Source organism: Vibrio sp. D3 (assembly GCF_043995865.1).
In the GTDB taxonomy this organism is placed as follows: Bacteria; Pseudomonadota; Gammaproteobacteria; order Enterobacterales; family Vibrionaceae; genus Vibrio; species Vibrio diabolicus.
Map to the genome: position 1 here is coordinate 653270 of NZ_CP171887.1, position 23773 is coordinate 677042.

The window sequence follows — 23773 nt, forward strand, 5'->3', positions numbered from 1 at the left end:
ACAATCGATATAAATTACATACAGCGTTTAGAAAAACTATAGGCTCAAGGATGAGAAGTAATTTAATAAGTGGCTTGTGTCTGTTTAGCCAAGTCGCGGAACACAGCAGCTTTACTGGCGCGGCTAAGTTTTTGCATCTCACTACGGGAGCCGTGAGCCAACAAATTATTCATTTGGAAGAGTTATTAGGTTTTACTTTATTTGAACGCCATTCCCGCGGTATTCGTTTAACCGCTAAAGGCACTCAGTTACACCAAGCAACGCAGTTTCACTTTTCTGAGCTGAGCAAACTGCTTGATGAGCTCAAAGTAGAAAAGCACACCAATGAGATCCGCTTAAAATTAACGCCTTCTTTTGCTTTTAAATGGTTAGTCCCAAAGCTGGAAAGTTTTCATCACGAGAACCCGGATATCCAAGTGCAAATCTTCGCGGAAGGGGCGTTAGTGAATAGTGAGATAAAAGATTATGACGTCGCGATAGACTATGGTCTTCATCCTTACCGAAATGCTAACGCAGAGTTGATTTTGGATGAGCAACTGCTGCCCGTAATGAGTCCGAAGTACCTTGAGGAGCATGGTTGGCTAAAAGTGCCTTTTGATGAACAAGAATCCTCAATGTCAGTGAAGAAATGGCAGGAGGCGACGCTACTACACGATGCGATGCCATGGGAAAAAGCGACGCGTGACTATGAGTGGCTATATTGGGCGTCAGCAATGGGATTAGACTTTAAAACCGATGTTGGACACTTTTTTAATCGAACGGATATGGCGATGTCTGCAGCGGAAGCAGGAGTTGGGATTGCGATGGCACGAATGGCACTGATTGAGGATGAATTGACGACAGAGCGTTTAGTTTCTCCCTTTCAGCCGGTTCCAGCCAATGCAGGATACTACTTGATCATGAACACACGAAGCCAGTCCACAAACAAGTTTCGTACTTGGTTATTACAGCAAGTGGCGAGCAAATAGATAAAGTGCCTGGTGAGTCAGATAGAAAACACCGCCTCGATGACGGCGGTGTTTTATTTTGGATTACTGTCGTTGATAAACCGATTCACCTCTGCTGATGGTTTCTTCCACGTTGAGATCTTTTAGCGCCTTAGGTTCAATCTTCATCGGGTTGTTATCGAGGATGATTAAATCCGCATTCTTACCCACTTCGATAGAACCTTTATACGACTCCTCAAAGTGTTGGTAAGCTGGCCAAATCGTCATGGCTTGCAGTGCGGTATAAGTGTCAACACGCTGATCTGCACCCAGTATTTTATCAGTTCTGGTGGTGCGATTGACGGTCGCATCCAATACTCGGAATGAACTTGGCAGCGCCACAGGTGCGTCATGGTGTGTACTGAATTTTAACCCCGCCTTTCTCACCGCTTGAGTTGGTGAAATGAAATCGGCACGAGGATGGCCGAGTACCGAGTCCACATGCCAGTCACCCCAATAAAAAGTATGCATTGGGAATAGAGACGGAAAGATGCCTTGCGCCGCTAAGCGATCCACTTGGTCTTGGCGCATGGTTTGGCCGTGAATGAGTACAGGTCGGCGGTCTTGTTTTCCTAGCTTTTCATTTGCTTTGGTCACTGCGTTGATAAATTGCTCGATCGCAGCGTCACCATTGGCATGCGTCAGCACTTGCCATTCATTTTTAAAGGCCGTTTCTACGTAATCGTAAGCTTGTTGATCTTCAAAGGTTGGGTAGCCAGCGTAGTCTTTATCTTGTCCATGTGGCGGGTGGAAGTAAGGCTGACTTAGCCATGCCGTTTTACCTTGTGGAGAGCCATCAAAGTTCAGCTTTACGCCACCGATGCGGAAATGGTTTGTGTACTCTGGCGTGTTGTATTCCGAGTTCATAAAATCACTGCTCGATACCATATCGGCGTAAGCAACCAAGTCGATCATCAGCTTGTCGTTTTTCGACGCGCGTTTCATCGCTTCATAACCTTCTGATGTTGCTCGTCCTTCTTGAGCTGTGGTATAGCCATATTTCGCGTACATACCTTGTGAGGCTTCTAACATGCGATCTTGAAGTTCTGAATCAATCAACTTATTGAGGTTGAACAGCATTGCAAAGTGCGCGTTTTCTTCTAGGACACCATTTGGCTCTTGGCTGTTTTCCATTCGGCGGATAATGCCACCTTTTGGATCTTCCGATTTTGCCGTGATGCCTGCTAGCTCTAACGCTTTACTGTTCGCGACACTCAAATGCCCCGAAGTATGGATGATTAATACAGGCTTATCTGTGCTGACTTTATCGAGATCCGCTTTGGTAGGGTAGTAATCCAGTTGGGCGTCGTCGTAACCAAAACCTAAAATCCACCCCGTTTTCTCAATGAATAGGCGTTGCGTATTATTGTTCTCGGCATTTTTCAGAGTTTCGATGATTTTCGCAACGTTATCGGCTTCGCCATCAGGAGATGGCAGCACGTTTGCGACCATGGCTTGCAGACCAACACCATACACATGACTGTGCGGATCAACAAAGCCAGGCAACATAGTTTTGCCTTTTAAGTCGACCAACTGTGTTTTACCGAACTTGTGTTCCATCGCTCCATCTTTGCTGCCGACATAAATGATTTTCTCGCCTAATGTCGCGACGGCTTCGGCGTACTCTGGCTTATCGCCAGACATAGTTAGGATGTCGCCACCATAATAAATTTTGTCTGCGGCGGTTACTTTGAGTGGCTCGGCGACGGCTTCTACTTCTTTCGCTTCTTCAGAAAAACACCCCGTTAAAGCAAGCCCAGATAGGGCAATGGGGATCCAGTTTTTGTTCATCGGTCATCTCCATACAGAGTAAGTTTTTTGCCTATTGCTCCCATCTCAATGAGTTTGAGAACTCAATAGGTCACATTCACTTTAGTTCATATTGAAGGAGGATTATCAACAAGATTAAAGACTTTCAATCAAGCGCAAGTTATACCTATCGATGAATATCAAAAATGTTACCTTTTCCCATTTCATAAACGTTTCTGGACTTGGGCAATGTGACCCATAACGAGGTTCTGTGGTTAAAAAGTCGGCATGATAAGTCCACGATTTATCTCGATGACGCTCAAGGAAGAACATGAAAGACGAAACGCTATCCATCCATTTTGGTTACGAAACTGACCCTACCACTAAATCTGTCGCGACACCGATTTATCAAACGGTCGCGTACGAGTTTGATAACGCGCAGCACGGCGCTGATCTGTTTAACTTGGAAGTGCCGGGTAATATCTACACTCGCATCATGAATCCGACTAACGATGTTCTGGAAAAACGTATGGCGGCGTTAGAAGGTGGCATTGCTGGATTGGTCGTGAGTGCGGGGAGTGCAGCGATTAATTATGCGATTCTGACCTTAGCGCAAGCGGGCGATAACATCGTTTCTACGCCGCAACTTTATGGCGGTACTTACACCTTGTTTGCGCACATGCTGCCAAATCAAGGTATTCAAGTGAAGTTTGCCAAAGATGACAAGCCAGAAAGTTTGGCCGAGTTAATTGATGAAAATACCAAAGCGGTGTACTGCGAGAGCATTGGTAACCCTGCGGGTAATATCATTGATTTAGAACGTGTGGCGGAGCTTGCTCACGCACAAGGCGTGCCTGTGATTGTGGATAACACTGTCGCGACGCCAGTGCTGTGCAAACCCATCGAGTTCGGTGCGGATATCGTAGTTCACTCTCTCACTAAATACGTTGGTGGGCATGGCACCACATTGGGTGGCGTGATTGTGGATTCCGGTAAATTCCCTTGGGCGCAGCACAAAGACCGTTTTCCTGTTTTCAACCAACCAGAACCTTCTTACCACGGAGTCGTGTATACCGAAGCGTTTGGTGAGGCGGCATTTATCGGGCGGGCGCGTACCGTACCATTGCGTAATACCGGTTCGGCATTATCACCGTTGAATGCATTTATGCTTATGCAAGGGCTAGAAACGTTACCGCTGCGTATGGAACGCCATACTGAGAATGCTCTCAAAGTGGCTGAATTCTTGGAACAGCATGACAAAGTCAGTTGGGTGAGTTACGCCGGCTTGCCAAGTTCAGCACACTTCAACCTCGCCGAAAAATACATGAAAGGTAAGCCTTCTGCGATTTTGTCGTTTGGTTTAAAAGACGGTTATGAAGCCGGAGTGCGCTTTTATGACGCTCTGAAAATCTTTAAGCGTTTGGTGAACATTGGCGATGCAAAATCATTGGCTTGCCATCCAGCATCGACGACTCATCGTCAGTTGAGCGAAGCAGAACAAAAACAAGCTGGTGTGTCACCAGAGATGATTCGTTTATCTGTGGGTATTGAGCATATTGACGATATCCTAGCCGATTTAGAACAGGCACTAAGCGCGTAAACGATTCTTTTTTTAGCTTTTGGTTACCCATAGGCCAGCCTTTAAAAAAGCTGGCCTTTATTTGTTTTATTGTTTAAATATCAAAGGCTTTATTGTTATTGGGTTGTGGTATTCCAAAAGCTCATGGTAGGTGAGATTTATTCCCTTGTCGCGTTTGGGTTTGTTCCTGATGATGTGTGCAAATCTTATACATTGAAAGGGACTCAAATGTCTTACGTATTTCACCGTCATTGCCATGCCACGCTGCCAATCATCGATAAAGGTGAAGGTGTTTATCTATTCGATAAACAAGGGAAACAGTATCTCGATGCTTGTGGTGGTGCTGCGGTATCAAACCTTGGCCACAGTCATCAAGCCGTTAAAAAAGCCATGTTGGAACAGCTCGAGCGAGTGCCGTTTGCTCATACTGGATTTTTTACTAGTGACAGCAGTGAGCGACTAGCGGAATTGATTTGTCAGCATATGCCTGAGCAGTTCAACCATGTGTATTTAGTCAGTGGCGGATCAGAAGCGGTGGAGTCGGCACTAAAAATGGCGCGGCAGTATTTTGTGGAATCAGGTAAGCCAGAGAAAAAGCAATTCATCGCGCGTCAGCAAAGTTATCACGGCAATACGTTGGGAGCTCTGGCGGTCGGTGGTAATGAATGGCGACGTGAACCGTTCAAACCTATCTTGCATCCGAGTCATCACATTGCCCCTTGCTATGCTTATCGTTATCAGCAGAGTCATGAGTCGGAATTGGATTACTCATTGCGAGCGGCGAATGAACTAGAGGCAAAAATTCTTGAGTTGGGGGCTGAGAATGTCATGGCTTTTGTCGCCGAGCCTATTGTGGGAGCCACCGCTGGAGCTGTGCCTGCGACTCAAGGTTACTTCAAACGTATTCGCGAAATATGCGACCAATACGATGTGTTATTGATCTTGGATGAAGTCATGTGTGGCGTTGGGCGAAGTGGCAGTTTTTTTGCGTTTGAGCAAGAAGAGGCAGAGCCCGATCTGGTTTGTATGGCTAAAGGGCTTGGTGCGGGTTATCAACCTATTGGCGCGGTGGTTGCGAATGATCGAGTCTATCAAGCTATTGCTGATGGAAGCGGTTTTTTCCAACACGGTCATACCTTTATGGCGCACCCTATGGCGTGCGCTGCCGCCGTGGCAACCATTGAAACCATCTTCCAAGATGATTTATTAACGGCGGTGAATCAGCAAAGTGTTTTGCTGCGTAATGAGCTTACTTCTGCATTGGCCCATTTACCGTACATTGGCGACATTCGTGGTAAAGGCTTGTTTGTTGGCATTGAGCTGGTGGCGGATAAAGAAAGCAAGTCGCCTCTGAGTAAAGCCACATTGGCAGACAAACGCATCAAACAGCGAGCAATGGAAAATGGCTTAATGTGCTACCCAATGGGCGGAACGATTGATGGCGTTAATGGGCACCATATTTTGCTCGCACCGCCTTTCATTGTTCAGCCTCACCATATTGATGAACTAGTCGGCAAACTCTCACTGACGTTAAAAGAGGTGGCGGAGACATGGAAGTAGCAAACCAATATTTGCGAGAACCTATCGCCATTATCGTGGCTCCAAACGGCGCAAGAAAAACCAAGCATGATCACGCCAACTTACCCATGACAACGGACGAACTGGTTGCAGAGGCTATCGCTTGTCAAACGGTAGGAGCTGCCATGATCCATTTGCATGCTAGAGACGCCAAGGGACGTCATTCATTAGACATCGACGACAACATGGAAATTTACCATGCCGTGAAAGAAGCGGTGGGAGAAACCATGATGGTTCAGCTCACCACAGAAGCGGTGGGTTTATATTCTCCGCCACAACAGAGGGCGTTAGTCAAAGCTGTGAAACCTGAAGCGGCTTCTTTCGCATTGAGGGAGTTAATCTCCGATCGCGCAAGTGAGAAAGAAGGGCATGCCTTTTTCCATTGGGTGGCTGAAAACAACATCGTGAGCCAAATTATTCTCTACGATGCAACCGACATTGAACGTTATTTCCAACTGCGTGATGCGGGCGTGTTACCTAAAACGCATCAGCATGCATTAGTGGTGTTAGGGCGTTATCACCAAGCTCAGCAGTCTTCACCATGGGATTTACGAGGTTTGAATTTGGCGCGTTTTGTCGAGGAAGAAATTCGATGTGCCATTTGTGCTTTTGGCGCGCGAGAGCAAGACTGTTTAGCGAGTGCGATGTTACTTGGATTCGATGTGAGAGTGGGGTTTGAGAATAACCACTTTGATGTGGCAGGCGAATTAGCAATCAGTAACGCGGCTCAGGTGGAAGCTCTACGTGATGTGGCGCATCGATTTGCGATTCCTTTACACAGTGCGCAAAGTTTGCGTTCAGCTTTGAAGTAAATCTGCTCGCAGCAAGGAAAATAAAGAAGAAAGTAAAAAGGCTCCCTCGGAGCCTTTTCGGTATTTGTCGTTAGTTTTCGGTTTGCACTACAGGTTGACGCGCGGGATGTTTGATAAATACCGCGACAACAGCCGCTATCGCTAATGCAAAGCAGTAGTAAGAATTAGCAACTACTTCAATTGGCGATAGGTTGAATACGGAACCTAGCAGCAACACTTGAGCGCCGTAAGGCAACACGCCTTGCACCACGCATGAGAAAATGTCTAACAAGCTTGCTGAGCGGCGAGGAGAGACATTGTTCTCTTCCGCCAACTGGCGCGCAACGCTGCCCGATACAATGATTGCGACTGTATTGTTCGCCGTACAGCCATTGACCATCGACACCAAGCCAGCGATACCTAGCTCGCTCGCGCGGCTGTTGGCATGCTTAGAGTGGCTAGAGCCAAACGCGTGGATAAGGCTGCTAACGAAATTGGTTAGGAACGCAAGACCGCCTTGACGACGCATCAGTTCACTCAAACCTCCAATTAGCATGGATAACAAGAAGATCTCTTGCATGTTACCAAAGCCTTTATAAACGTCTTGGGCTAGATTAGTCAGTCCGTAATTGTCAATCGATGCCAAGCTCACGCCGCCAGCCAAAAGGATACCAATCGACAGAACCACAAACACATTCACACCAGATACCGCTAGGATCAAAATAGTGATGTACGGCAAGACTTTTAGCCACTCAATATCGCCAGTTGCAGGCACTTGAGTCGCTGTACTGTTGAAAGCGAACACTGCAATCGCGATCAACGCCGCAGGCAAAGCAATACGAATGTTCTCTTTAAACTTATCTTTCATCTCACAACCTTGAGAGCGTGTCGCCGCGATGGTGGTGTCAGAGATGATAGAAAGGTTATCACCAAACATAGCGCCGCTCAGCACAACGCCTGCGGTTAACGGTAAGCTCATTCCTGCTGATTCAGCAATCCCCAACGCTACGGGGGCAACGGCTGCGATGGTACCCATCGAAGTGCCCATCGCTGTTGCGATAAAAGCAGAAATCAGAAAAATGCCCGGCAAAATCATGCTGGTTGGAATTGCGGATAAACCAAGGTTCACCGTTGCATCAACACCGCCAGAGGCTTTTGCTACCGCAGCAAAAGCACCAGCAAGCAGATAGATCATACACATTGCGATGATGTCTGGGTGGCCAACACCACGCATGAAGTGTTCGATTGAGCGGTTAAGTTTCTCTTTACTTAAAAGAAACGCAATGATGATGGCTGGTAATACCGCGATGGGTGCAGGCAGCTGGTAGAAGGCAAATTCAACGCCTTGCAAAGATAAGTAAGTGCCTACGCCAATAAACAGCGCAAGGAATACAATCAATGGGATCAGTGCGACCGCAGAAGGTGCAACTGTTTTAGTTGTTTGTTGGGAACCGGACATGTAAACGACAATGTTAATAATAAGAGAGAAGAGCAGACTAATATCACATTTACGCATTGTCAACGTCTAGACGTCTAAATGGCTGTTTAAATTTTGCACGTAAAGAAAAAGATAAAAGCTCGTATTACGTATCTCATTGATACCACGAGCTTTAGTTATGCGCTAATGAAGGGACTGTCGTTATTGCATTGATTTGGCTTTTTTGCGTTTAATAATACCTAAAACCATCCACGTAAATAAGACAGCAGCAAATGCCCATACCAGATATTTGTATTCGGTGTACAGGTTGCTCAACACGCTTAAATGTTCAAATGCAAAGTGAGTTAACAAGCTGAATACCAATACCCAAACCGTCGCCGCGAGGGCGTTACCGAGCAAAAACTCTCTACGTGGCATTTTCGCGATACCGCATGCAAGAGGCATAAATTGCTTCATTCCTTCAATAAAGCGACTGACGACCAAGCACGTAGGGCCGTATTTCTGGATAGTCAGTTGAAGTGTTTGCATCTTCGGGCCAGAGATATAGCCTTTTTTATCCAACCAGCCTTCAAAGTAATAACCGATTAGGTAACCACAGGTATTCCCAAAAAAGCAGCTTAGCCACGATACCATCATAACCATACTTAGGTTCATGACTTGTTCTGAAGAGAGCAAAGATGCCGCGATCATCAGCGATTGACCAGGCATCGGTACACCTATCCCTTCTAGAAATATACTGACAATCAGCGCCAAGTAGCCGTATTGCTCAAGCAAAGGCTTCATTGACATGAGAAGTTCGTTAATGTGTTCCAAAAGCTTTCCCCTAATAAAAGCGGAACGAAGTTGGAGTGATACTCCGAATGTCCTACTGGGTCAATTCTTGTTTCTCACTGCTGAGAAAAACTGACATGCCTCTGATTATTGTGCGGAATCAATCTGCTGCTTGTTTTATTCGCCGCCACGCTCCCGTGTGGCGGCGAATAAGGCACACCATTATGACTCTTTAGCTTTAGTAAATGCGCCATACAAATCAAGGCGTCGGTGACGTAAGTTGGTTACTGAACCCTCGGTATTAAGTTGCTTCAACTTAGTCAAATCAACATCGGCGAAGATCATCATTTCGGTGTTGGCGCTTGCTTCTGTCAAGGTCGCATCGTGCGGGAAGTAGATATCCGACGGTGAGAATACGGCAGATTGTGCGTACTGGATGTCCACGTTATCAACACGAGGTAAGTTACCGACACTGCCACCAATTGCAACATAGCATTCGTTTTCAATGGCTCGCGATTGGGAACAAATTCGTACTCGTTGGTAGCCATTTTTTGTGTCCGTCCAGAAAGGAACGAATACAATTTGTGCGCCTTGTTCTGCTAACATTCTTCCCAATTCAGGGAATTCGCTGTCATAACAAATAAGTATGCCGACTTTGCCCGCATCGGTTTCGAACACTTGAACATTGTCACCACCGTCGATCACCCAGTCTCTTTGTTCATGAGGCGTGATGTGGATTTTATATTGAGCGTTAATTTCACCATCTCGTTGCAGCAAGTAGGCCACATTATACAGTTTGCCATCTTCGATAACGGGCATACTGCCTGCAATAATGTTGATGTTGTAGGTGACCGCCATCTGCGAGAAACGGTTTTTGATCTCTTCCGTAAAGCTAGCCAAAAAGCGGATTGCTTCAACGGAATTTTTGTCGTTTTGCAAGCCCATCAGCGGTGCGTTAAAGAACTCAGGGAATAGGGCGAAATCGGCCTTGTAATTCGCAAGAGAAGAAATGAAGAACTCAGCTTGATCGAGCAAATCCTCCAGGTCATTCATCGCGCGCATTTGCCACTGTACGACACCAATCCGAATCAGTGTTTTTTCTACATCGTGTACGGATTGAATATCCTCTTCGTAGAAAAAGTTATCCCACTCCAGCAGTGTCGCGTAACCTTTAGAAGCGCTATCCTCTGGTAAGTAGCCGCGCATGATACGTTTTACATCGAAGTCGTTAGCAAGCTGAAAAGACAAAATAGGGTCATGAAGCTCACGGCGTTTTACTTTGTCGATGTACTCTGCAACGCTCAGTTCATCTGCGTATTGGTGGTAATTAGGAATGCGACCACCGGCTAAAATGGCTTTGAAGTTCTTACTACGGCAAAGCTCTTTACGCGCATCATATAAACGTCGACCCAAACGTAGCCCTCGATAGTCCGGGTGGACAAATACATCGAGACCATACATTGCATCACCGGTTACTTGGTTCTGTATGACGTTGTTTTCGGTAATGATGTCGGTATACAGGTGAGGAAGAGAAAAGCGGTTGTAGTCCACTTTAATGGTTAATGCTGCACCGACTATTTTGCCGTTATCTTCAATACAGATTTGGCCATCAGGAAACTGATGAATGAGATCCATAATCGTCAGCCGTGGCCATGAGCCGCCAACATCAGGAAACACTAAGTCCATTAGTTCTGCAAGTTCAGGGTAATCCGTTGGCTCAATGGTACGTAATGAGAGTTTGGGCGAATTGCTGTCCATATCTTTCAATCCATTTATCCTTTTGAAACAGTGTTAATGAGAATGCCACAATTTGGAGCAGACAGATACTGAAGTCTTTGAGTTGTTTTGGTTTACCAAAAGCATTTCAAGAAAACAATATTAGCTTAGTTTGCTCTTCAACCATTCGTAAAACGCCGCCACTTTCTTAGCCGATAGGCGATAATTCGGGATCATCACGTAATAACCATAACCACTCTGTAAAGATAGGTTGAGAATACGTTGGATATCCCCTCTTAAAATAGAATTCTGCGCCATAAAATCAGGAAGTAAGGCGAGTCCTTTTCCCATTTTGACGGCTTCGTGAGCTAGGTAAAAATGTTCAAAGCCTACAGAGTGATAGGTAACGGTTGATTCTACTGCATGTGCAGCCTTAAATTGCTCCCACAACTGAGGGCGAGTGATTTGAGGTATCAACGGATAGTCGCTAACAGCGTGCACACTCTTGAGTGCAGGAGCGTTAGTACAACCGACCAATAGTAGTATTTCTTCGCATAGCAAGTGGCTGTATTCATAATGCGTGGACAATGGAAGACAACGAATATGCAAGTCGCTTTCACCGCTTGAACCTTTGACGTTCCCATCTCCGGTACAGATTCTTACACGGATATTGGGATGTCGCTGGTGGAAGTCATCAATATGAGGTACCAACCAAAGGCTAGCGAAAGAAGGAGTAACATCCACGGTGAGCAATTCTTGCTTTGAATCTGATTGGATTAAGTTAGCGGTTGCATTCTGAATAAGTTCTAGTGCTTCTGTGACTTGCGGTAGGTAGCGTTTTCCTTCCTCAGTTAACTCAATACCATTCGAGCCTCTTTGTATTAAAGGTAAACCCACTAGTTGTTCAAGCGCGGCGACTTGTTTGCTTACTGCGCTTTGTGTAATGCATAGGGCATCCGCCGCTTTAGAGAAGCTGAGGTAATTTGCAACCGCGACAAACGTCCTCAATGCTCGGATAGAAGGGTACTCACTGCCTTTTAACATACTTCAGTCCCATGGAGATAGCCTCTTCACAGAGTAGGAGATTTACCTATTGAAGCAAAGAGAGAAAAAGCCGATGTGTGATTACCTTCCTTACTCGTTCATAAAGAATCCAGACCAAAAATTAAGAATTCTAAATATAATGGGTATGTAAATAATTGATGATTGGGGTTTGTTTATTGATTTCTCCTATCTTTTGAAAAAACTACAAATAAAATAGAATGTTTTACATCATTAGTATTTACACAAATCTAATATTGTTTTCTCAAGGTAAATAAAGCGGTATAACTTTTAGTTTTGTTGTTCTAATTTCAAAATAATGTCAATTTTTTATAAAGTAGAAAATGTTTTTCATTAAATTAAAATTGGCATTGCATTTGCTTTATATAATTCGAACTTTCAATGGCACTTATATTAGGAGAACGAAATGAAAAGCAATGTTGTTACTTTGATTGGCCTTTTTTCTTTAGCAACGTTTAGTACTTTATCTCACGCAGCGGACTCCAAAGATCATGGTGTTTATGTCGGCGCCAATTATGGTTACTTAAAAGTTGATGGACAAGATGACTTTGATGATGACAGTGATGCTATTCAAGGTTTGGTTGGTTACCGTTTTAACCCTTACTTAGCGTTAGAGGGCGGTTACATTGATTTTGGTAGCTATGGTAATAACTTAGCAAATGCCGAAACGGACGGTTACACCGCAGCACTAAAAGTTACAGCCCCTATTGCTGATCGTGTCGATCTTTACGCAAAAGGCGGTCAAATGTGGTACTCGACGGATTACAACGTTGCGGGCTTCCAAGGCAACAAAGATGACGAAGGTGTATTCGCTGGTGCCGGTGTTGGTTTTAAAGTTACTGATAACTTCTTAGTTAACGCAGAATATATGTGGTACGACGTAGAACTTAATGCAGAGAACGTAGCGAATGGTGCAAACACAAAAACTGATTTTAACCAAGCATCGCTAGGTGTGGAATATCGCTTCTAATATTGTTAACCATGTTTAACCCAAATAAAAATGCGAAGCTAAATGGCTTCGCATTTTTATTTTTTAAGAGATTTAATTATCTGCATAAAATTACTAATGAATAAAATATTTATAAAGTTGGAAGTGTTGATTATTAGAGATCATCTGCTTATTTTCTATAGGCTATAAAAGAAGCCGTGCACTAATAGCAAGTAACATCGTAAAAGTAGATCGTGTACTGTTGCAACATAAGTACGGATAGCAGATACAAAAAAGGCCACCCGAAGGTGGCCTTTTCCAAACGTTTGGTGGAGCTGGCGGGAGTTGAAATGGTTTCTCAATTTTCATAGATTCAGTAACTTATATCGATGTTACCAATTTGGTGTTGCATAAAATGTTACATCAATTTCCTGCTTAAAAAGGAACTGAACCCGCGTCCATGTATTACTAAATCATTTAAAAATGCTAGCTTGCTATAGCAATTTAATCTAAAGAAATAGCGCTGATACTGAGTATTTTACCCAGCCTCACCATCTATTAGTAGCGATTTTAACACATCGGGAGAAGACGGTAGCATTCCGACTTTTAAGCCAAATGGTTTGAATACCTTGTTGAGAATCTCTGTATTGTAGCTGCCCCGATCATTCTCTATATCTGAGAGTGTTTTTCTTGATACATCTACAAGTCTTGCGAACACATCCTGTTTGAGTCCCAGTATATTAATGCGTAAACTTTTTAACGCTTGGCCTTGTGTTAGCTCTCCAAGCAATAAGTGTTTGATGATTTTGTTTGCCTCTGTTTTGCGTTCTGCTGCACTTACTGCTTTGGCGTTTTTTGAGGTTTTCGATCTAGTCGGAGTATTAAGTTGCGATCGTTCTTTGGTCGAATGAGTTGCATCCGTCCCAGTCTTGGGTTGATGTTGATTTCGGTTTGCTCTTAGACGAGCAACGGTATCTTGTACGGACTCTTTATTGCTTGGCTTATTCATAGTAGCCCCCATTTAGTGAGCTTTTCTGATATATGATTAAGTCCAACGGCTGGCATCTCTAAGATTTGTTCTGGTACTCCTCGTAATGCTAGTCTCTGCTTTAAATTAAGGCATTTACTTGCAGTAACCTCTAGTTCTTGTAATAACACTTCTTTTGGCACGAGATCAGATAAGGTGTCCGCTATTCCTACGAAGTCGTAAGTTCCGCCAACCTCTAGTGGGGCTTTCCATTTTGTTGTTCTTGGAATGCCTTCAGGATCAGCTTTCATTGGTGCGAAGTCGTAAACGGGAGCAAGCTTTATGACTCCATCACCTTTCAAGAATGAAGTGTTTCTGCCATGGTTATCACTATTACCAAACAAGATGTTGAGTAGATCTCTCTTCACCCATTCAATGACGAAAGCTTGGGTATCAAACCTATACCCTTGGTGTTTAACCATATTGCTTTCAGTAATTTTTTCTATGAGAGTTCGGATTGTTGTTTCGTGATCAAGAGAGACCCCAGCGCCTTTGTTCAAAATGGAATACACAGATTCCATGCCAAATCTCTCTATTTGTTGCTCAATAATTTGAACATCAAATCGAGGAAGCCACAAGGAAGGGTAGTTTAATCCTTCCTCCAAGCGCATACCGTCGGTGGAGATCGTTTCAACTCCCATTTCAGTTAGCTCGTGGTAGAAGTAGAACTCAGCTCTTAGAATATTACAGTCGATGGTGCTTCTTGAGCCTCTAGGGTACTTTACTAAGTAATGTAAGTCGTGGTTGCTATTGTCATCTTGGTATGGGTCAATCCATATTTTTTCGCTACCAGATCCATGATCGAAACCGCATCGGAGGATCAGTTTTGGCGCTTCACCTCCAGCCCCAGTTGCACCACCTGCGGCTGCCCCTCTTTGTTGTGCATAGTCGAGGAAATCACCTGCTCGATTTTTAACATCATCAACAGAGAAGTAGAGGTTGTCTGCTACTTCGTAGCGCTCAGGAAGAGAGTCTTTTACTCTTAAGTTACCAATAGGCGACATTGTGCCAAACTTGAGCAAAACATAGTCTTGTTCATCAGAACTAAGGTCTTCAATATCCAGGTGTTTGACCCAGTATCGTCTACTAGCACCACTAGGCATAATATCGTCTAGAAACGTTAACCATCCAGGTTTACCCATGTCATCAAAAAAGAATGAGACAGGGTGATTTAGTGAAACAGCGTGAAAGTCATCTTTATCGTGATGTTCTAGCGCATAGTCGCTGAGGTAGTTGAGTTCAGTCACTCGGAAATTATGTTGGCTACTTTTAGGGAATGAGATGATACCAATATCTATCCATTCACCTCTGAGAAAAGCTTGTACGGTTAGTTCTTCCATCGACAACACCTCTACTTATCAATGAGTAAAACTTTACTCTTAAAGTCATTTTTTTTCAAGTTATGAGTAAAATTTTACTCATTAATGTGTGTTGAGACTCTTTATGAGTAAATGATTACGCATAGCTTGTAAGTCAAAATTGTTGATGAGCAGAATGGATTATTTTAGCTATGAAAGCTGCGATAGGGAGTGGGGCGTTAATTGTTTGTTCAGTTATGCAGGTTGTTCATAATAAATGAACAGTTGCCTTAAATGAACAAAGTGAATGAGGAGATTAAGAATGGCTGCTACATACAAAAATACAGTTAATACACTTTAATGCGCGTAAAAGTGTTTGAACGTTACCTTTTAATGCGCATAAAAGTGTTGTTTGCTGTGCAGATAGATGATGAACCTGTACATAATTCCTAGGGCCTTATTCACAAGGTGATCAATGCGCGAAGTTAAGAAAGCCCTAGCGGACTTTCAGATGCCGAAGTCTATTGTTGGCTAGCTCTTATAGGTAATAAGCTTTATTAGTAAGTAATCCACTGGTTAAGCGGACAGAACCCTTGGGGTTAGAAATAAATGTGGTCCTACCGTCCGCAATGACTTTCTCTACAGCATCATGTTGATGTCCTGCCACCCAATACCTAGCTCTTGAGATCAACTCATTACTCAACCCTGCATGATAATACGGAGCATAATCGCTGCTGGCATTTTGCTCGAAAGCAAAAGCTTCTTTAGATGGAAGGTGGTGAGATATTGCTATATCAACTTTCTCTGGAAAGTTGTTAATGAATGCTTTGTGCTGCTCTTCAATCATTTGATGACTGATGTACTTTGTATCATTCATCAGTTCTGAGTACGCATCAATCAGTGTAGACGAGTATGTGTGAATAGGAAACCAAAGAGTTCCCCCATAAATGCTATATCCATCTAAATCTATTGACTCATTATTCAAAAAGAACAGGTTTTCAGTTGTATCACTATGAGCCTTAAGCTTGGCTAGTACGGAACCCCTAGAATCTTTGAGAACGTCAGAGTTAGCACTAGATTTGCACCTAACGGACGTACTTCTATGGCGGTAGGGTTTACTCTTATTGCTATACCATTCATGGTTTCCTGCAATCATTATCACAGTCTTAAAGTGGCGGCAAAGTACATTCTTCACATACGCCATGCCTAAGAGGCCGTTCGCTGTGTCACCTGCAACGACTAAAGTGGCTTCGTTATCGAAGCTATACCAGAAATCACGGCGTATTCCGTGAATGTCGAGATGCAGATCGGAAACAACGTAAAACTTCAAACTATCATGACCTTAGAGTTGATTGACTTCTCCATGGTACAGGTTTTTTTTAGATTAGAGAAGTGAGCACATACGCTAAGTGCTTTAACATCAGTAGCTTAAAGTGAAGCTTCCATGGAAGACAATGATTGGACGCTTTGTTTGATTTTTCGGCACTAAGATTTAGACACTAACTTTTAGTGTCTAAATCTTAGTGGTTTATAACTGTATGAAATTAATCGTTTTTATTGTAAACAGTTAAGATTTTTTGCTGAGGAAACTTCTCAGAGGCTGGCGAGAGTGTAATTGTGCTACAGCCGTGTGTACGGCAGGCATTTTTATGAGCGAGGCTGATATGAAGAACGAGGCTAAGGCTACAAGAAGTGATAGCGAGCAAGCCGAATCAAAGGATAGTAAGGTTACGCTAAATGGACTTCTTGACTTGCTTGATCACGCTATCTCTACCAATACTGATAAGCTAGTTGAAGTAACTGAAGCCCTCAAAATAGAACTGGAAGAGATCATCGATGGCTATCAAGTTGGCCTAGACGGAAAGTATCAAGAACAATCACCATTCGAGTCTGCACAGCATGAAGCTGTGCTACCCAAGCGGCATGCGCCGCAGTAACGAGTGTTCGGTATCATGCAAGATAGCCTTCTTGCAGTGTATTCTCTAATTCTTTGCCGAGAATAATCTCAAAGTCAGTAAATACAGCAATAGGGCGGCAAGCGTTGCCTTTTTCCTCTAACTGGATGAATCCTTTTGATGATAAGTCGTCGAGAGTTCGTGAGAGTTCGCGGATATGATGACCGCTAATCTCCGAAAGCTCAGCTAGACTTTCAGGCTTTTCTCTATTGATCAGCAGCATTAGTTCGATATTCTCATTACACAGTAGCTTTGAGGCTTCATTTAGTGACGTGAACCAAAACGTCGGTAGATGCTTGTTATGGCTAATGTTGCCAGCGGCCACACTAATCATATGCCTACGAATGAGATCTTCAGATGCCACCCCAATGCGAGCTTTCATGAGTATCCTTCTCAGAATGAAGTAATAGAACCTTAGTGTATACGACGCTGTTCTGAAAGAAAAAGTGGATAGTTATATTCGCTATGCGAATAGACGCCACTTTCATGACAGAGAGGTCAAGAGAAACAACGATACCAAAGTACTGTAAATGGCCATTAACTCACTGATAGTAATAGAAATTGTGATATATTGCGATCACGTAACCTTTGACCGATCATAAACATCGTTGGAGAAGGTTCAAAAATCTATCTTAGAGATCAAGGAAAACAACGATATTTGAATAGTCACCGATTTTATAGACATGCTTCGGTTAGACACGGTTACTTGGTTTATCCAATTCAACTTATCCGAAGTGCACGATTTTGAGCAACAACTATAACTCGTCTCTGCCCTAAAATCATTCAGAGTAAATGCTCTTTAATATCTTGCTGATGTAAATTTACCCTACAAAAAGTTATCCGATAGAATACAAATCAACACGACTTACCCCTTTACTATGCTTGTTTGACTTGGCAATTTGCCTATTTAATTGGTTAAATCATCATGTAATCTTGTTGAGGATGATAAATCACTGAAAATATTGTTATTATCCTTTTTATTTATCAGTAAAACCGACTCCCATGAGATATGAATCCGCTCCTGTAGCCCCAGAAGAAAGACAAGAAACCACTAGAGAACGAGCAGCACGTCAACGCCGAGAACGTCAGGAAGCGCTGAGATCTACCGCGAGCGATGAGAAACGATGGGCTGAAAACAGAGAGCGCGTTCTTGCTGAACGCAAAGCTGTCCAACAAGCTTACGACCTAACAGAAAAAGAATGGAACGATGTTTTACAAAAGCAAGCTAAAGAATATCAGTGGGACACTTCTCAACAAGAGAACGTGAGTATTGCGGTACTGACTGTTGAAGAAGGTAACGAGTATTTAGACTTGCTCATCAAAGACTCGCATGGACAACTTTCGAACGGGAAGGACTACACTGGCGTAGGTATGGGGCTTAAAGGCGCTTATGAGGTCGCTAAAGAGCTTGGTGGATGGGGAGCAACTGCCAAAGCTGTAAATATCAATGGTGTAATGAATATTGTGGTTGAGAACTACAAGCCTAAATATTTAGACCTAGGTATCCGTTGGCAAGAAGCAACACCACAAATGCTTAAAATTGGTCACGCCCTAAATACTGTTCAAGGCAATGTCAGTTTCTTGAAAGGCAACATCTATGTAGAGCTTGTGTTTAGTGGTGCGGTTAATGCAGTTGACTACATTTTGCATGATGAAAAAACGCTAGGTGAAGTGGTCGGCCAATTTACAGCGGATATATCTAAAGGTGTGGTTGCAGGCGTAATAGCTCAAGGTGCTACTTTAGTATTAAGAGCTGGATTAATCCTAGCGTTTGCTACCCCGCCTACAGCATTGTTACTAGGTTTCTTTGCCATAAGTGCATTTTACATTGGTAAGAAAGTATCTGAAGTAGATGACAAATATAGATATACTGAACCAATGAAAAAAGAAGTTGAGAGATTAATTGATGAAAATTAACCGCTTAAAGGCATTTGCTTTCTGTTTGATTTTTTCATCACTTTTCCTACTATCGGCTCACGATGTTATGGAGGTGTTTGATGCACATAAACTGCTTCATGATAGAATAGTCGTAAGTGGAGCGATTAATGATGCTTCTACATTTGCTTTTTCTTGGGCAATGTTTGTTGTGTCTGTATTCATGGTCATCTGCCTAATTACAGGGAAAAAGCTCCTCTGGATACCCAAGATATTTATAATCATTCTTGGGGGGGTATCTGTATTAGCTTTTCTAACTGGCTGGAAGGTAAATGGAGCATTGAAGGAAAAACTTCATGAGAAAAGCTATATCGAATGCACCTCTAAACGAGAACTCACATTAAAATCCTCAAGTCGGACCTATGTTTTAGACCCTAGCGTGTGTGATTAAAATTGTCTTTCAGGCTTTTGGCACAAGCCACTCTGTTAGCGTATGTACACGTCATGCGCTAACTCTCCCAAAGCCGTTTTTTAATACTTGAAGTTACTCATTAATTTCCAATGTTCAATTTTCGGAAACATCATTCTGGACGTTTCAGCTAGATCCTGGTTAGCAAGCCTCTGCCCCAAACGTGTTTCAACCAACTATCACTTCATTTCGTTAAAGCAACATTTGACTTAGTTTTAGTTAGCTATGTACTGTAACTATTCGCCGTGAGTTCGAAGATTAGGATGACTATAGATGTTTGACGAGAGCCAAGAAGCAGCAGTCATAGAAGCATATGATTTTGCGTATAAGGTTGGGAAGGAGCATATAAAAAATATTGAAAAAAACGCTTCAGCGAATGACAAACAGATACTGAAAGCAATTCGTTCTCAACACTCAGTAGAGGAACTGAAAAAACGCGTCTTCGACTTGGCGATTGAATACCACTACTGCAAAGCACCATCTTCTACCGATGGTCTCATTTCAAAGTTAGAAACTATAGAAGCTGAACTAAAAAGCTTAATCAGTAAGTTTGATTCATTGAAAAACACAGCCCCTGACACATTTGATGACATCACTAAGCTGATGCATTCACCTTACTTGCGAAGTGGTGAGCTTAAAGCACAAACTTTTACATATTATGACCCTCAGATCGAACTAAAGCACTTGATTCGAAGTGTTGGGCTAACGATGAGCAGTGCTCAGACTAGAACAAATAAATCAAAAAAAAGAGGCATATATTGGCACCGCATCGAAAAAATTTGGTCGCAAATTACCAATAAACGGCCTCAAACTGGTCAAAATAGTGATTTTATTGCGTTCTCTGTGATGGTTTTCAACGCTGGTAAAAACTCCGAGAACCCAGAAGAAAGTGCTCAGGCGTTGAATAGAGCCTACAGGAGATACTTGGAGACTAAACGCTCTACAACGCAGCTACCAAAAAGCATGGACAAAAATGATTAAATAACTCTTTTTGTGTCCAGAATGGCAGTCGTACACTGGATATGATGAGTCTATAAATAATGATGTGGAGAGACTTATCATGCTTCTAGAAATTCGAACAAAAGACATTCATATAAAGTTTGCTTGGAGAGCGCTAAGCATGGTTATCATTGTGGGGTTATGCATGTATTTTGACCTTCCATTGCCTTGGCAAAATGGGTAGAACTAAGCTGCAATAGAAAGCTCTTCGCATACTTCATTTAATCCATGTTTTGCTAATTTAGTATATTCACTAAAATGTTTCTGTCCAGAAGTGAGCTGTGTGGGGGCGAGTACAGGTGCATGACCAACTTATATAATCAAAACTGTCGGAGCGTGTATGAGTCAATACAGCTAATGTCAGCAAGTTCCTCCAAATCATTCGGACTCTCTTAACCGATATGAATCAAGAGTTTGAAATTCTCCTTGGGAGGGAGCTTTGATGCTTGGTCTTGCTATGTACACCAGTGCCTAGGTTAGTCCATATCCACTATTACTTAGAACTAAGATTGATTACTTCTGGTTAAACAAAGCACTACATTGAAAACGATTTTCTACGATTTCATCTGCTACCTCTTTTAAATACTCAAACCATTCGTCATTGACGATGTTAGTCACTAATACATACTCTGTATCAGCAATGCAGAGTAATTGGTTTACTAACTTAGTAAAAAAACCGTTCCCTTGCAGAGCAGGGTGCAAATCTAATCTCTCAATCTGAGCTACTTTCTGCATGGAAAAATTCATTAATAACTGGCACCACGCTTCAGAGTCAGCATTGTTTTTGCACATAACTAATATCTCACCGCTAGGTAGAACTAATTCCTTGGTAGGTATGCTTTTTTCGTTAGCATATTTAATAATGTGAGTTTTGGTTTTATCAAATTGCGTTAGATAAGTTATGTCACTACGATAAGCAAGATGAATTACTTCCTCTCCGTTGCTGTCATGAATTAGTAAGCCGAACTCCCCATTTTTCCCTTTTTCTAATGAGGAAATATATTCTTTTGTTGCAAGCTCAATTAACTGCTCAACCAGATTCTGCCCTGGAACGTTTGGAACTAGAAGTGCTGTAGATGCTTGAAGCTCATGAATAGGGGAATCTAATTTAAATGTGAATGCCATATGTTTTTCCAAAAAGTTTAATGATGTTTATCCTTACAAGGTCTAAGCCGCTTTTGACATATAGCTTGTACTCTACTCGGATGCTTGTAAGGAGAGTCTTTGAAGCATTTTCAATGCATTGTCGAAAATAAGGCTAGAGATATGTTCTGGAAAGTCATTTGGCAATCTCGTATTTAAATGGTCTATAGCTTCTGGAAGCTCGTTGTTCATATATGCAGTGAGCGTTTCCATTACCAGTGAGCTTTTTTGCTATACGGTTTTGTCTCGTTTATCAAACAGAGTGTTGGCAAGAGCCACTTAGCGAGTGATTTGACTAATGACGTCACCGAATAAGACTGGTCTAAATCGAGTCTGATCTACTGATACATTGATATAGCGGGGATCTGGTTTGCCTGCATCATCTAGAATGAGACTGTCATGTAAATGTCCGTGAACATTGATCTTTCCATGTAATTCCTGAGGATGTATAGGGCAGTGTGTAAACCAGCTATTTCGTTTAGATAGCATCGAGTGAATCTCATCGAAGCCAGCTGCGAGCATCTTGCCGCTGATCTTCATGTTTGTACAATGATTGCCAAGTACGAGTACTTTCTTCGTACATTTAATACTTACAACCTTCTCTAGCCAAAACGGGGTAGTTGCAATATCTCCTAGCAGGATTAACGTATCACGACGTTGTACAAATGATGCAAGGTTATCAAATAGAATATTATGATGCTCTTCAGGAGAATCGAATCCTGAACGATATTTCAATATATTATCATGTCCTAGGCGTAAGTCTGCGGAGAGTACAAATCTACTCATAAGAATATTCTCAGTAACGATATTATGAATAATATACACTTGAACTGTAGTATTGTTCAAATAAATATTTTTCTTCACCTTGAATGTAATATATAGAAAATAATAAACACAAAGTGTTACTTTTTATTTATTAAAATAATGCACTGTATGTTTGCCTAAGTTTTTTACACCAAAATTGCTTGGCACACTTTTTTGCCAAGCTTGGCAACGAAACTGCCAGTAATGGCGGAGGAAGTGTCAGGATTGGCAGTGAATGTGCCAAGTGTGGCAGAAGAAATTTAGCAGAAAAAACGATGTTCTATATTTTGTTAAGTGATTTTAAATAATGTATCCTTATATTAGAATTATAACTTTATAATAATTATAACAGTTATAATAGTTATAACATGAAAAAGTCAATAAGTAAAAACTATTTTATTTCCATAATTATCTTAGCTCAATTTAATAATTAAATTATTCGTAATTATATTTATGATTTTTATTTGATTTAATAATTAAAAATGCAAAATAAATTCGATTATTTTTTGCACAGTTACTTTGCTGTTTAGGAGAGCAATTGATGTTTTTTAATGATCTAGTGTATGCGTTGTCTGCTAAGCCCAAGCGTTCTAGCGATATCACTTAAGTTAGCTTTGCTATTCGTGGCTAGTTGTTGTTTTAACAGCTCTTTGATCAACTGGTGTTGTTCTAGATTGGCTCCATATCCAACGTCTGGGCCACGCTTAGTTCCAATGCTATTGATTAGTTCTACACATTCGAAGCGATGCAAGATCCCAATCAGTGTGGTCCAAGTATTCAACTCATTGAAAAGCGTTAGGCACTCTTTATCACTCCACGCGTTTGGTTCTTTAGGATCTAAACATCTCACTATCGCGATACACCATGATGACCATTGACCAAAATCATCTGACTTGATCTGATTTATTTTTTTATAGCTCGCTGGGTAGTTTACTTTACATGTCTGAACAATGTTCTTTGATAGCGAGAGCCAGTCTCCTGCCTTCGCGCTATCTTTACATTGGCGCAGAAATACTCGTGGATGCGGCGCATAGCCGCTGACCAGGTCATACAGTTGTCGTCCCAGATTTTTCTGTTTGTTAGGTTGTACTAGGTACTTTTCGTAAACAGTGCTGTTCTGGTTGGACAGACGCTTCAATTTAGTGATAGCTGCGTATTTTTGCTGTTTATAAGGTTTAGTGGACTTGATGGGGTGGTGTTTTTCGCAGTAGTAGTGAAAGCGGCTGCGTAGACGCCAGCATAGTGGGCAGTATGGTAGAATACTGTTCCAACGAACCTCTTCCTCTTGATGTTGTGGAGTGAGTGAACGCAGATCCTTTAAGCCCAACAGTACTTGATCGGCATAATTGATGCGTCGTTGGGTATGAAGCCCGAATCCACGTAAAGCTAGCACCGTTTCAATAAGTTTAATTGTTTTATTTAATCCTCCGTAACTTTAGATGATCTCGGCAAGATGGATAGCATTAAAACTGCTGTACTTTTTGAGTATGGTTCCATGTTGTCTGAGCAACTTGGTAAACCATGGTTCTAGAACAATGTTCCGAGCGGCATCAACAGCGTGTAAATACCCAGAACGACGTCGCTGAGCAATTTTACAACCTCGAG

The 23773-nt window shown here is 42.4% G+C and carries 21 protein-coding genes; 9 read left to right on the forward strand and 12 right to left on the reverse strand.

Annotated elements, in window-relative coordinates:
- The first annotated feature begins 50 nt into the window (after positions 1-50).
- A complete protein-coding gene (locus ACHFJ9_RS11040) occupies positions 51-968 on the forward strand; it encodes a LysR substrate-binding domain-containing protein (protein WP_256955761.1) in 918 nt (305 codons plus the stop codon).
- Positions 969-1031: 63 nt separating this feature from the next.
- Here the strand turns inward: ACHFJ9_RS11040 and ACHFJ9_RS11045 are convergent, their stop codons facing one another.
- Entirely contained in the window at positions 1032-2777 is a 1746-nt protein-coding gene (locus tag ACHFJ9_RS11045) for an amidohydrolase (RefSeq protein ID WP_395356832.1), read from the reverse strand.
- A gap of 289 nt (positions 2778-3066) precedes the next feature.
- On the opposite strand from ACHFJ9_RS11045, the gene ACHFJ9_RS11050 reads away from it, so the two are divergent.
- The 3 genes from ACHFJ9_RS11050 to ACHFJ9_RS11060 all read left to right on the forward strand — a co-directional run bounded on the left by ACHFJ9_RS11050 (position 3067) and on the right by ACHFJ9_RS11060 (position 6704).
- Positions 3067-4335 (forward strand): O-acetylhomoserine aminocarboxypropyltransferase/cysteine synthase family protein, encoded by a 1269-nt coding sequence (locus ACHFJ9_RS11050; RefSeq protein WP_395356834.1) that lies wholly within the window; start codon positions 3067-3069, stop codon positions 4333-4335.
- Between the two features lie 207 nt (positions 4336-4542).
- Entirely contained in the window at positions 4543-5874 is a 1332-nt protein-coding gene (locus ACHFJ9_RS11055; RefSeq protein ID WP_395356836.1) for an aspartate aminotransferase family protein, read from the forward strand.
- The gene (locus ACHFJ9_RS11060) at positions 5865-6704 is read left to right on the forward strand and encodes a 3-keto-5-aminohexanoate cleavage protein (RefSeq protein ID WP_006741865.1); all 840 of its coding nucleotides are present in this window, start codon (positions 5865-5867) and stop codon (positions 6702-6704) included. Before ACHFJ9_RS11055 ends, ACHFJ9_RS11060 begins: the two co-directional genes overlap by 10 nt.
- Positions 6705-6774: 70 nt before the next feature.
- Here the strand turns inward: ACHFJ9_RS11060 and ACHFJ9_RS11065 are convergent, their stop codons facing one another.
- The 4 genes from ACHFJ9_RS11065 to ACHFJ9_RS11080 form a co-directional block, all read right to left on the reverse strand.
- Positions 6775-8142, reverse strand: coding sequence for a Na+/H+ antiporter NhaC family protein (locus tag ACHFJ9_RS11065; RefSeq protein ID WP_186437868.1), 1368 nt, complete (start codon positions 8140-8142; stop codon positions 6775-6777).
- Positions 8143-8322: 180 nt separating this feature from the next.
- A complete protein-coding gene (locus ACHFJ9_RS11070; protein WP_074190960.1) occupies positions 8323-8910 on the reverse strand; it encodes a DedA family protein in 588 nt (195 codons plus the stop codon).
- 204 nt (positions 8911-9114) lie between these two features.
- Positions 9115-10650 (reverse strand): bifunctional GNAT family N-acetyltransferase/carbon-nitrogen hydrolase family protein, encoded by a 1536-nt coding sequence (locus ACHFJ9_RS11075; protein WP_005391488.1) that lies wholly within the window; start codon positions 10648-10650, stop codon positions 9115-9117.
- Between the two features lie 120 nt (positions 10651-10770).
- Positions 10771-11652, reverse strand: coding sequence for a LysR family transcriptional regulator (locus ACHFJ9_RS11080; RefSeq protein WP_395356839.1), 882 nt, complete (start codon positions 11650-11652; stop codon positions 10771-10773).
- Between the two features lie 424 nt (positions 11653-12076).
- Here ACHFJ9_RS11080 and ACHFJ9_RS11085 point away from each other — a divergent pair, with 424 nt between their 5' ends.
- The gene (locus ACHFJ9_RS11085; RefSeq protein ID WP_005391484.1) at positions 12077-12640 is read left to right on the forward strand and encodes a porin family protein; all 564 of its coding nucleotides are present in this window, start codon (positions 12077-12079) and stop codon (positions 12638-12640) included.
- Between the two features lie 496 nt (positions 12641-13136).
- On the opposite strand, the gene ACHFJ9_RS11090 is transcribed toward ACHFJ9_RS11085, so the two are convergent.
- The 3 genes from ACHFJ9_RS11090 to ACHFJ9_RS11100 all read right to left on the reverse strand — a co-directional run bounded on the left by ACHFJ9_RS11090 (position 13137) and on the right by ACHFJ9_RS11100 (position 16253).
- The gene (locus ACHFJ9_RS11090; protein ID WP_029786578.1) at positions 13137-13619 is read right to left on the reverse strand and encodes a helix-turn-helix transcriptional regulator; all 483 of its coding nucleotides are present in this window, start codon (positions 13617-13619) and stop codon (positions 13137-13139) included.
- A complete protein-coding gene (locus ACHFJ9_RS11095; RefSeq protein ID WP_161613063.1) occupies positions 13604-14965 on the reverse strand; it encodes a type II toxin-antitoxin system HipA family toxin in 1362 nt (453 codons plus the stop codon). Before ACHFJ9_RS11095 ends, ACHFJ9_RS11090 begins: the two co-directional genes overlap by 16 nt.
- 496 nt (positions 14966-15461) lie before the next feature.
- Entirely contained in the window at positions 15462-16253 is a 792-nt protein-coding gene (locus tag ACHFJ9_RS11100; RefSeq protein WP_159408111.1) for a metallophosphoesterase, read from the reverse strand.
- Positions 16254-16587: 334 nt separating this feature from the next.
- On the opposite strand from ACHFJ9_RS11100, the gene ACHFJ9_RS11105 reads away from it, so the two are divergent.
- Positions 16588-16860, forward strand: a complete 273-nt coding sequence (locus ACHFJ9_RS11105) for a hypothetical protein (protein ID WP_258461074.1) — start codon at positions 16588-16590, stop codon at positions 16858-16860.
- A 13-nt stretch (positions 16861-16873) separates the two neighbouring features.
- On the opposite strand, the gene ACHFJ9_RS11110 is transcribed toward ACHFJ9_RS11105, so the two are convergent.
- Positions 16874-17260 carry a transcriptional regulator gene (locus ACHFJ9_RS11110; protein ID WP_159408110.1) on the reverse strand — a complete coding sequence of 129 codons (387 nt, stop codon included), beginning with the start codon at positions 17258-17260 and terminating at the stop codon, positions 16874-16876.
- 620 nt (positions 17261-17880) lie between these two features.
- Here ACHFJ9_RS11110 and ACHFJ9_RS11115 point away from each other — a divergent pair.
- From ACHFJ9_RS11115 to ACHFJ9_RS11125, 3 genes are all read left to right on the forward strand, one after another.
- Complete coding sequence (locus tag ACHFJ9_RS11115) at positions 17881-18795, forward strand: hypothetical protein (protein ID WP_159408108.1); 915 nt, start codon at positions 17881-17883, stop codon at positions 18793-18795.
- On the forward strand, positions 18785-19204 hold the full coding sequence (locus ACHFJ9_RS11120; RefSeq protein ID WP_161613064.1) for a hypothetical protein: 420 nt from the start codon (positions 18785-18787) through the stop codon (positions 19202-19204). The genes ACHFJ9_RS11115 and ACHFJ9_RS11120 overlap by 11 nt, the downstream gene beginning before the upstream one ends.
- Before the next feature lie 291 nt (positions 19205-19495).
- Positions 19496-20203 (forward strand): hypothetical protein, encoded by a 708-nt coding sequence (locus tag ACHFJ9_RS11125; RefSeq protein ID WP_159408106.1) that lies wholly within the window; start codon positions 19496-19498, stop codon positions 20201-20203.
- Between the two features lie 531 nt (positions 20204-20734).
- Here ACHFJ9_RS11125 and ACHFJ9_RS11130 read toward each other — a convergent pair.
- From ACHFJ9_RS11130 to ACHFJ9_RS11140, 3 genes are all read right to left on the reverse strand, one after another.
- Complete coding sequence (locus ACHFJ9_RS11130; protein WP_159408105.1) at positions 20735-21346, reverse strand: hypothetical protein; 612 nt, start codon at positions 21344-21346, stop codon at positions 20735-20737.
- Between the two features lie 297 nt (positions 21347-21643).
- Positions 21644-22150 (reverse strand): hypothetical protein, encoded by a 507-nt coding sequence (locus ACHFJ9_RS11135; RefSeq protein WP_159408104.1) that lies wholly within the window; start codon positions 22148-22150, stop codon positions 21644-21646.
- Between the two features lie 574 nt (positions 22151-22724).
- Complete coding sequence (locus ACHFJ9_RS11140) at positions 22725-23561, reverse strand: MarR family transcriptional regulator (RefSeq protein ID WP_232105198.1); 837 nt, start codon at positions 23559-23561, stop codon at positions 22725-22727.
- Between the last annotated feature and the right edge of the window lie 212 nt (positions 23562-23773).

Bases quoted from the DNA above. Each gene is read 5' to 3' on its own strand.
- ACHFJ9_RS11080 (WP_395356839.1), bottom strand. From the start codon at position 11,652: ATGTTAAAAGGCAGTGAGTACCCTTCTATCCGAGCATTGAGGACGTTT.
- ACHFJ9_RS11075 (WP_005391488.1), bottom strand. From the start codon at position 10,650: ATGGACAGCAATTCGCCCAAACTCTCATTACGTACCATTGAGCCAACG.
- ACHFJ9_RS11135 (WP_159408104.1), bottom strand. From the start codon at position 22,150: ATGAGTAGATTTGTACTCTCCGCAGACTTACGCCTAGGACATGATAAT.
- ACHFJ9_RS11090 (WP_029786578.1), bottom strand. From the start codon at position 13,619: ATGGGGGCTACTATGAATAAGCCAAGCAATAAAGAGTCCGTACAAGAT.
- ACHFJ9_RS11095 (WP_161613063.1), bottom strand. From the start codon at position 14,965: ATGGAAGAACTAACCGTACAAGCTTTTCTCAGAGGTGAATGGATAGAT.
- ACHFJ9_RS11125 (WP_159408106.1), top strand. From the start codon at position 19,496: ATGTTTGACGAGAGCCAAGAAGCAGCAGTCATAGAAGCATATGATTTT.
- ACHFJ9_RS11040 (WP_256955761.1), top strand. From the start codon at position 51: ATGAGAAGTAATTTAATAAGTGGCTTGTGTCTGTTTAGCCAAGTCGCG.
- ACHFJ9_RS11110 (WP_159408110.1), bottom strand. From the start codon at position 17,260: ATGAAAGCTCGCATTGGGGTGGCATCTGAAGATCTCATTCGTAGGCAT.
- ACHFJ9_RS11130 (WP_159408105.1), bottom strand. From the start codon at position 21,346: ATGGCATTCACATTTAAATTAGATTCCCCTATTCATGAGCTTCAAGCA.
- ACHFJ9_RS11085 (WP_005391484.1), top strand. From the start codon at position 12,077: ATGAAAAGCAATGTTGTTACTTTGATTGGCCTTTTTTCTTTAGCAACG.
- ACHFJ9_RS11120 (WP_161613064.1), top strand. From the start codon at position 18,785: ATGAAAATTAACCGCTTAAAGGCATTTGCTTTCTGTTTGATTTTTTCA.
- ACHFJ9_RS11105 (WP_258461074.1), top strand. From the start codon at position 16,588: ATGAAGAACGAGGCTAAGGCTACAAGAAGTGATAGCGAGCAAGCCGAA.
- ACHFJ9_RS11055 (WP_395356836.1), top strand. From the start codon at position 4,543: ATGTCTTACGTATTTCACCGTCATTGCCATGCCACGCTGCCAATCATC.
- ACHFJ9_RS11070 (WP_074190960.1), bottom strand. From the start codon at position 8,910: ATGTCAATGAAGCCTTTGCTTGAGCAATACGGCTACTTGGCGCTGATT.
- ACHFJ9_RS11050 (WP_395356834.1), top strand. From the start codon at position 3,067: ATGAAAGACGAAACGCTATCCATCCATTTTGGTTACGAAACTGACCCT.
- ACHFJ9_RS11060 (WP_006741865.1), top strand. From the start codon at position 5,865: ATGGAAGTAGCAAACCAATATTTGCGAGAACCTATCGCCATTATCGTG.
- ACHFJ9_RS11115 (WP_159408108.1), top strand. From the start codon at position 17,881: ATGAGATATGAATCCGCTCCTGTAGCCCCAGAAGAAAGACAAGAAACC.
- ACHFJ9_RS11045 (WP_395356832.1), bottom strand. From the start codon at position 2,777: ATGAACAAAAACTGGATCCCCATTGCCCTATCTGGGCTTGCTTTAACG.
- ACHFJ9_RS11065 (WP_186437868.1), bottom strand. From the start codon at position 8,142: ATGTCCGGTTCCCAACAAACAACTAAAACAGTTGCACCTTCTGCGGTC.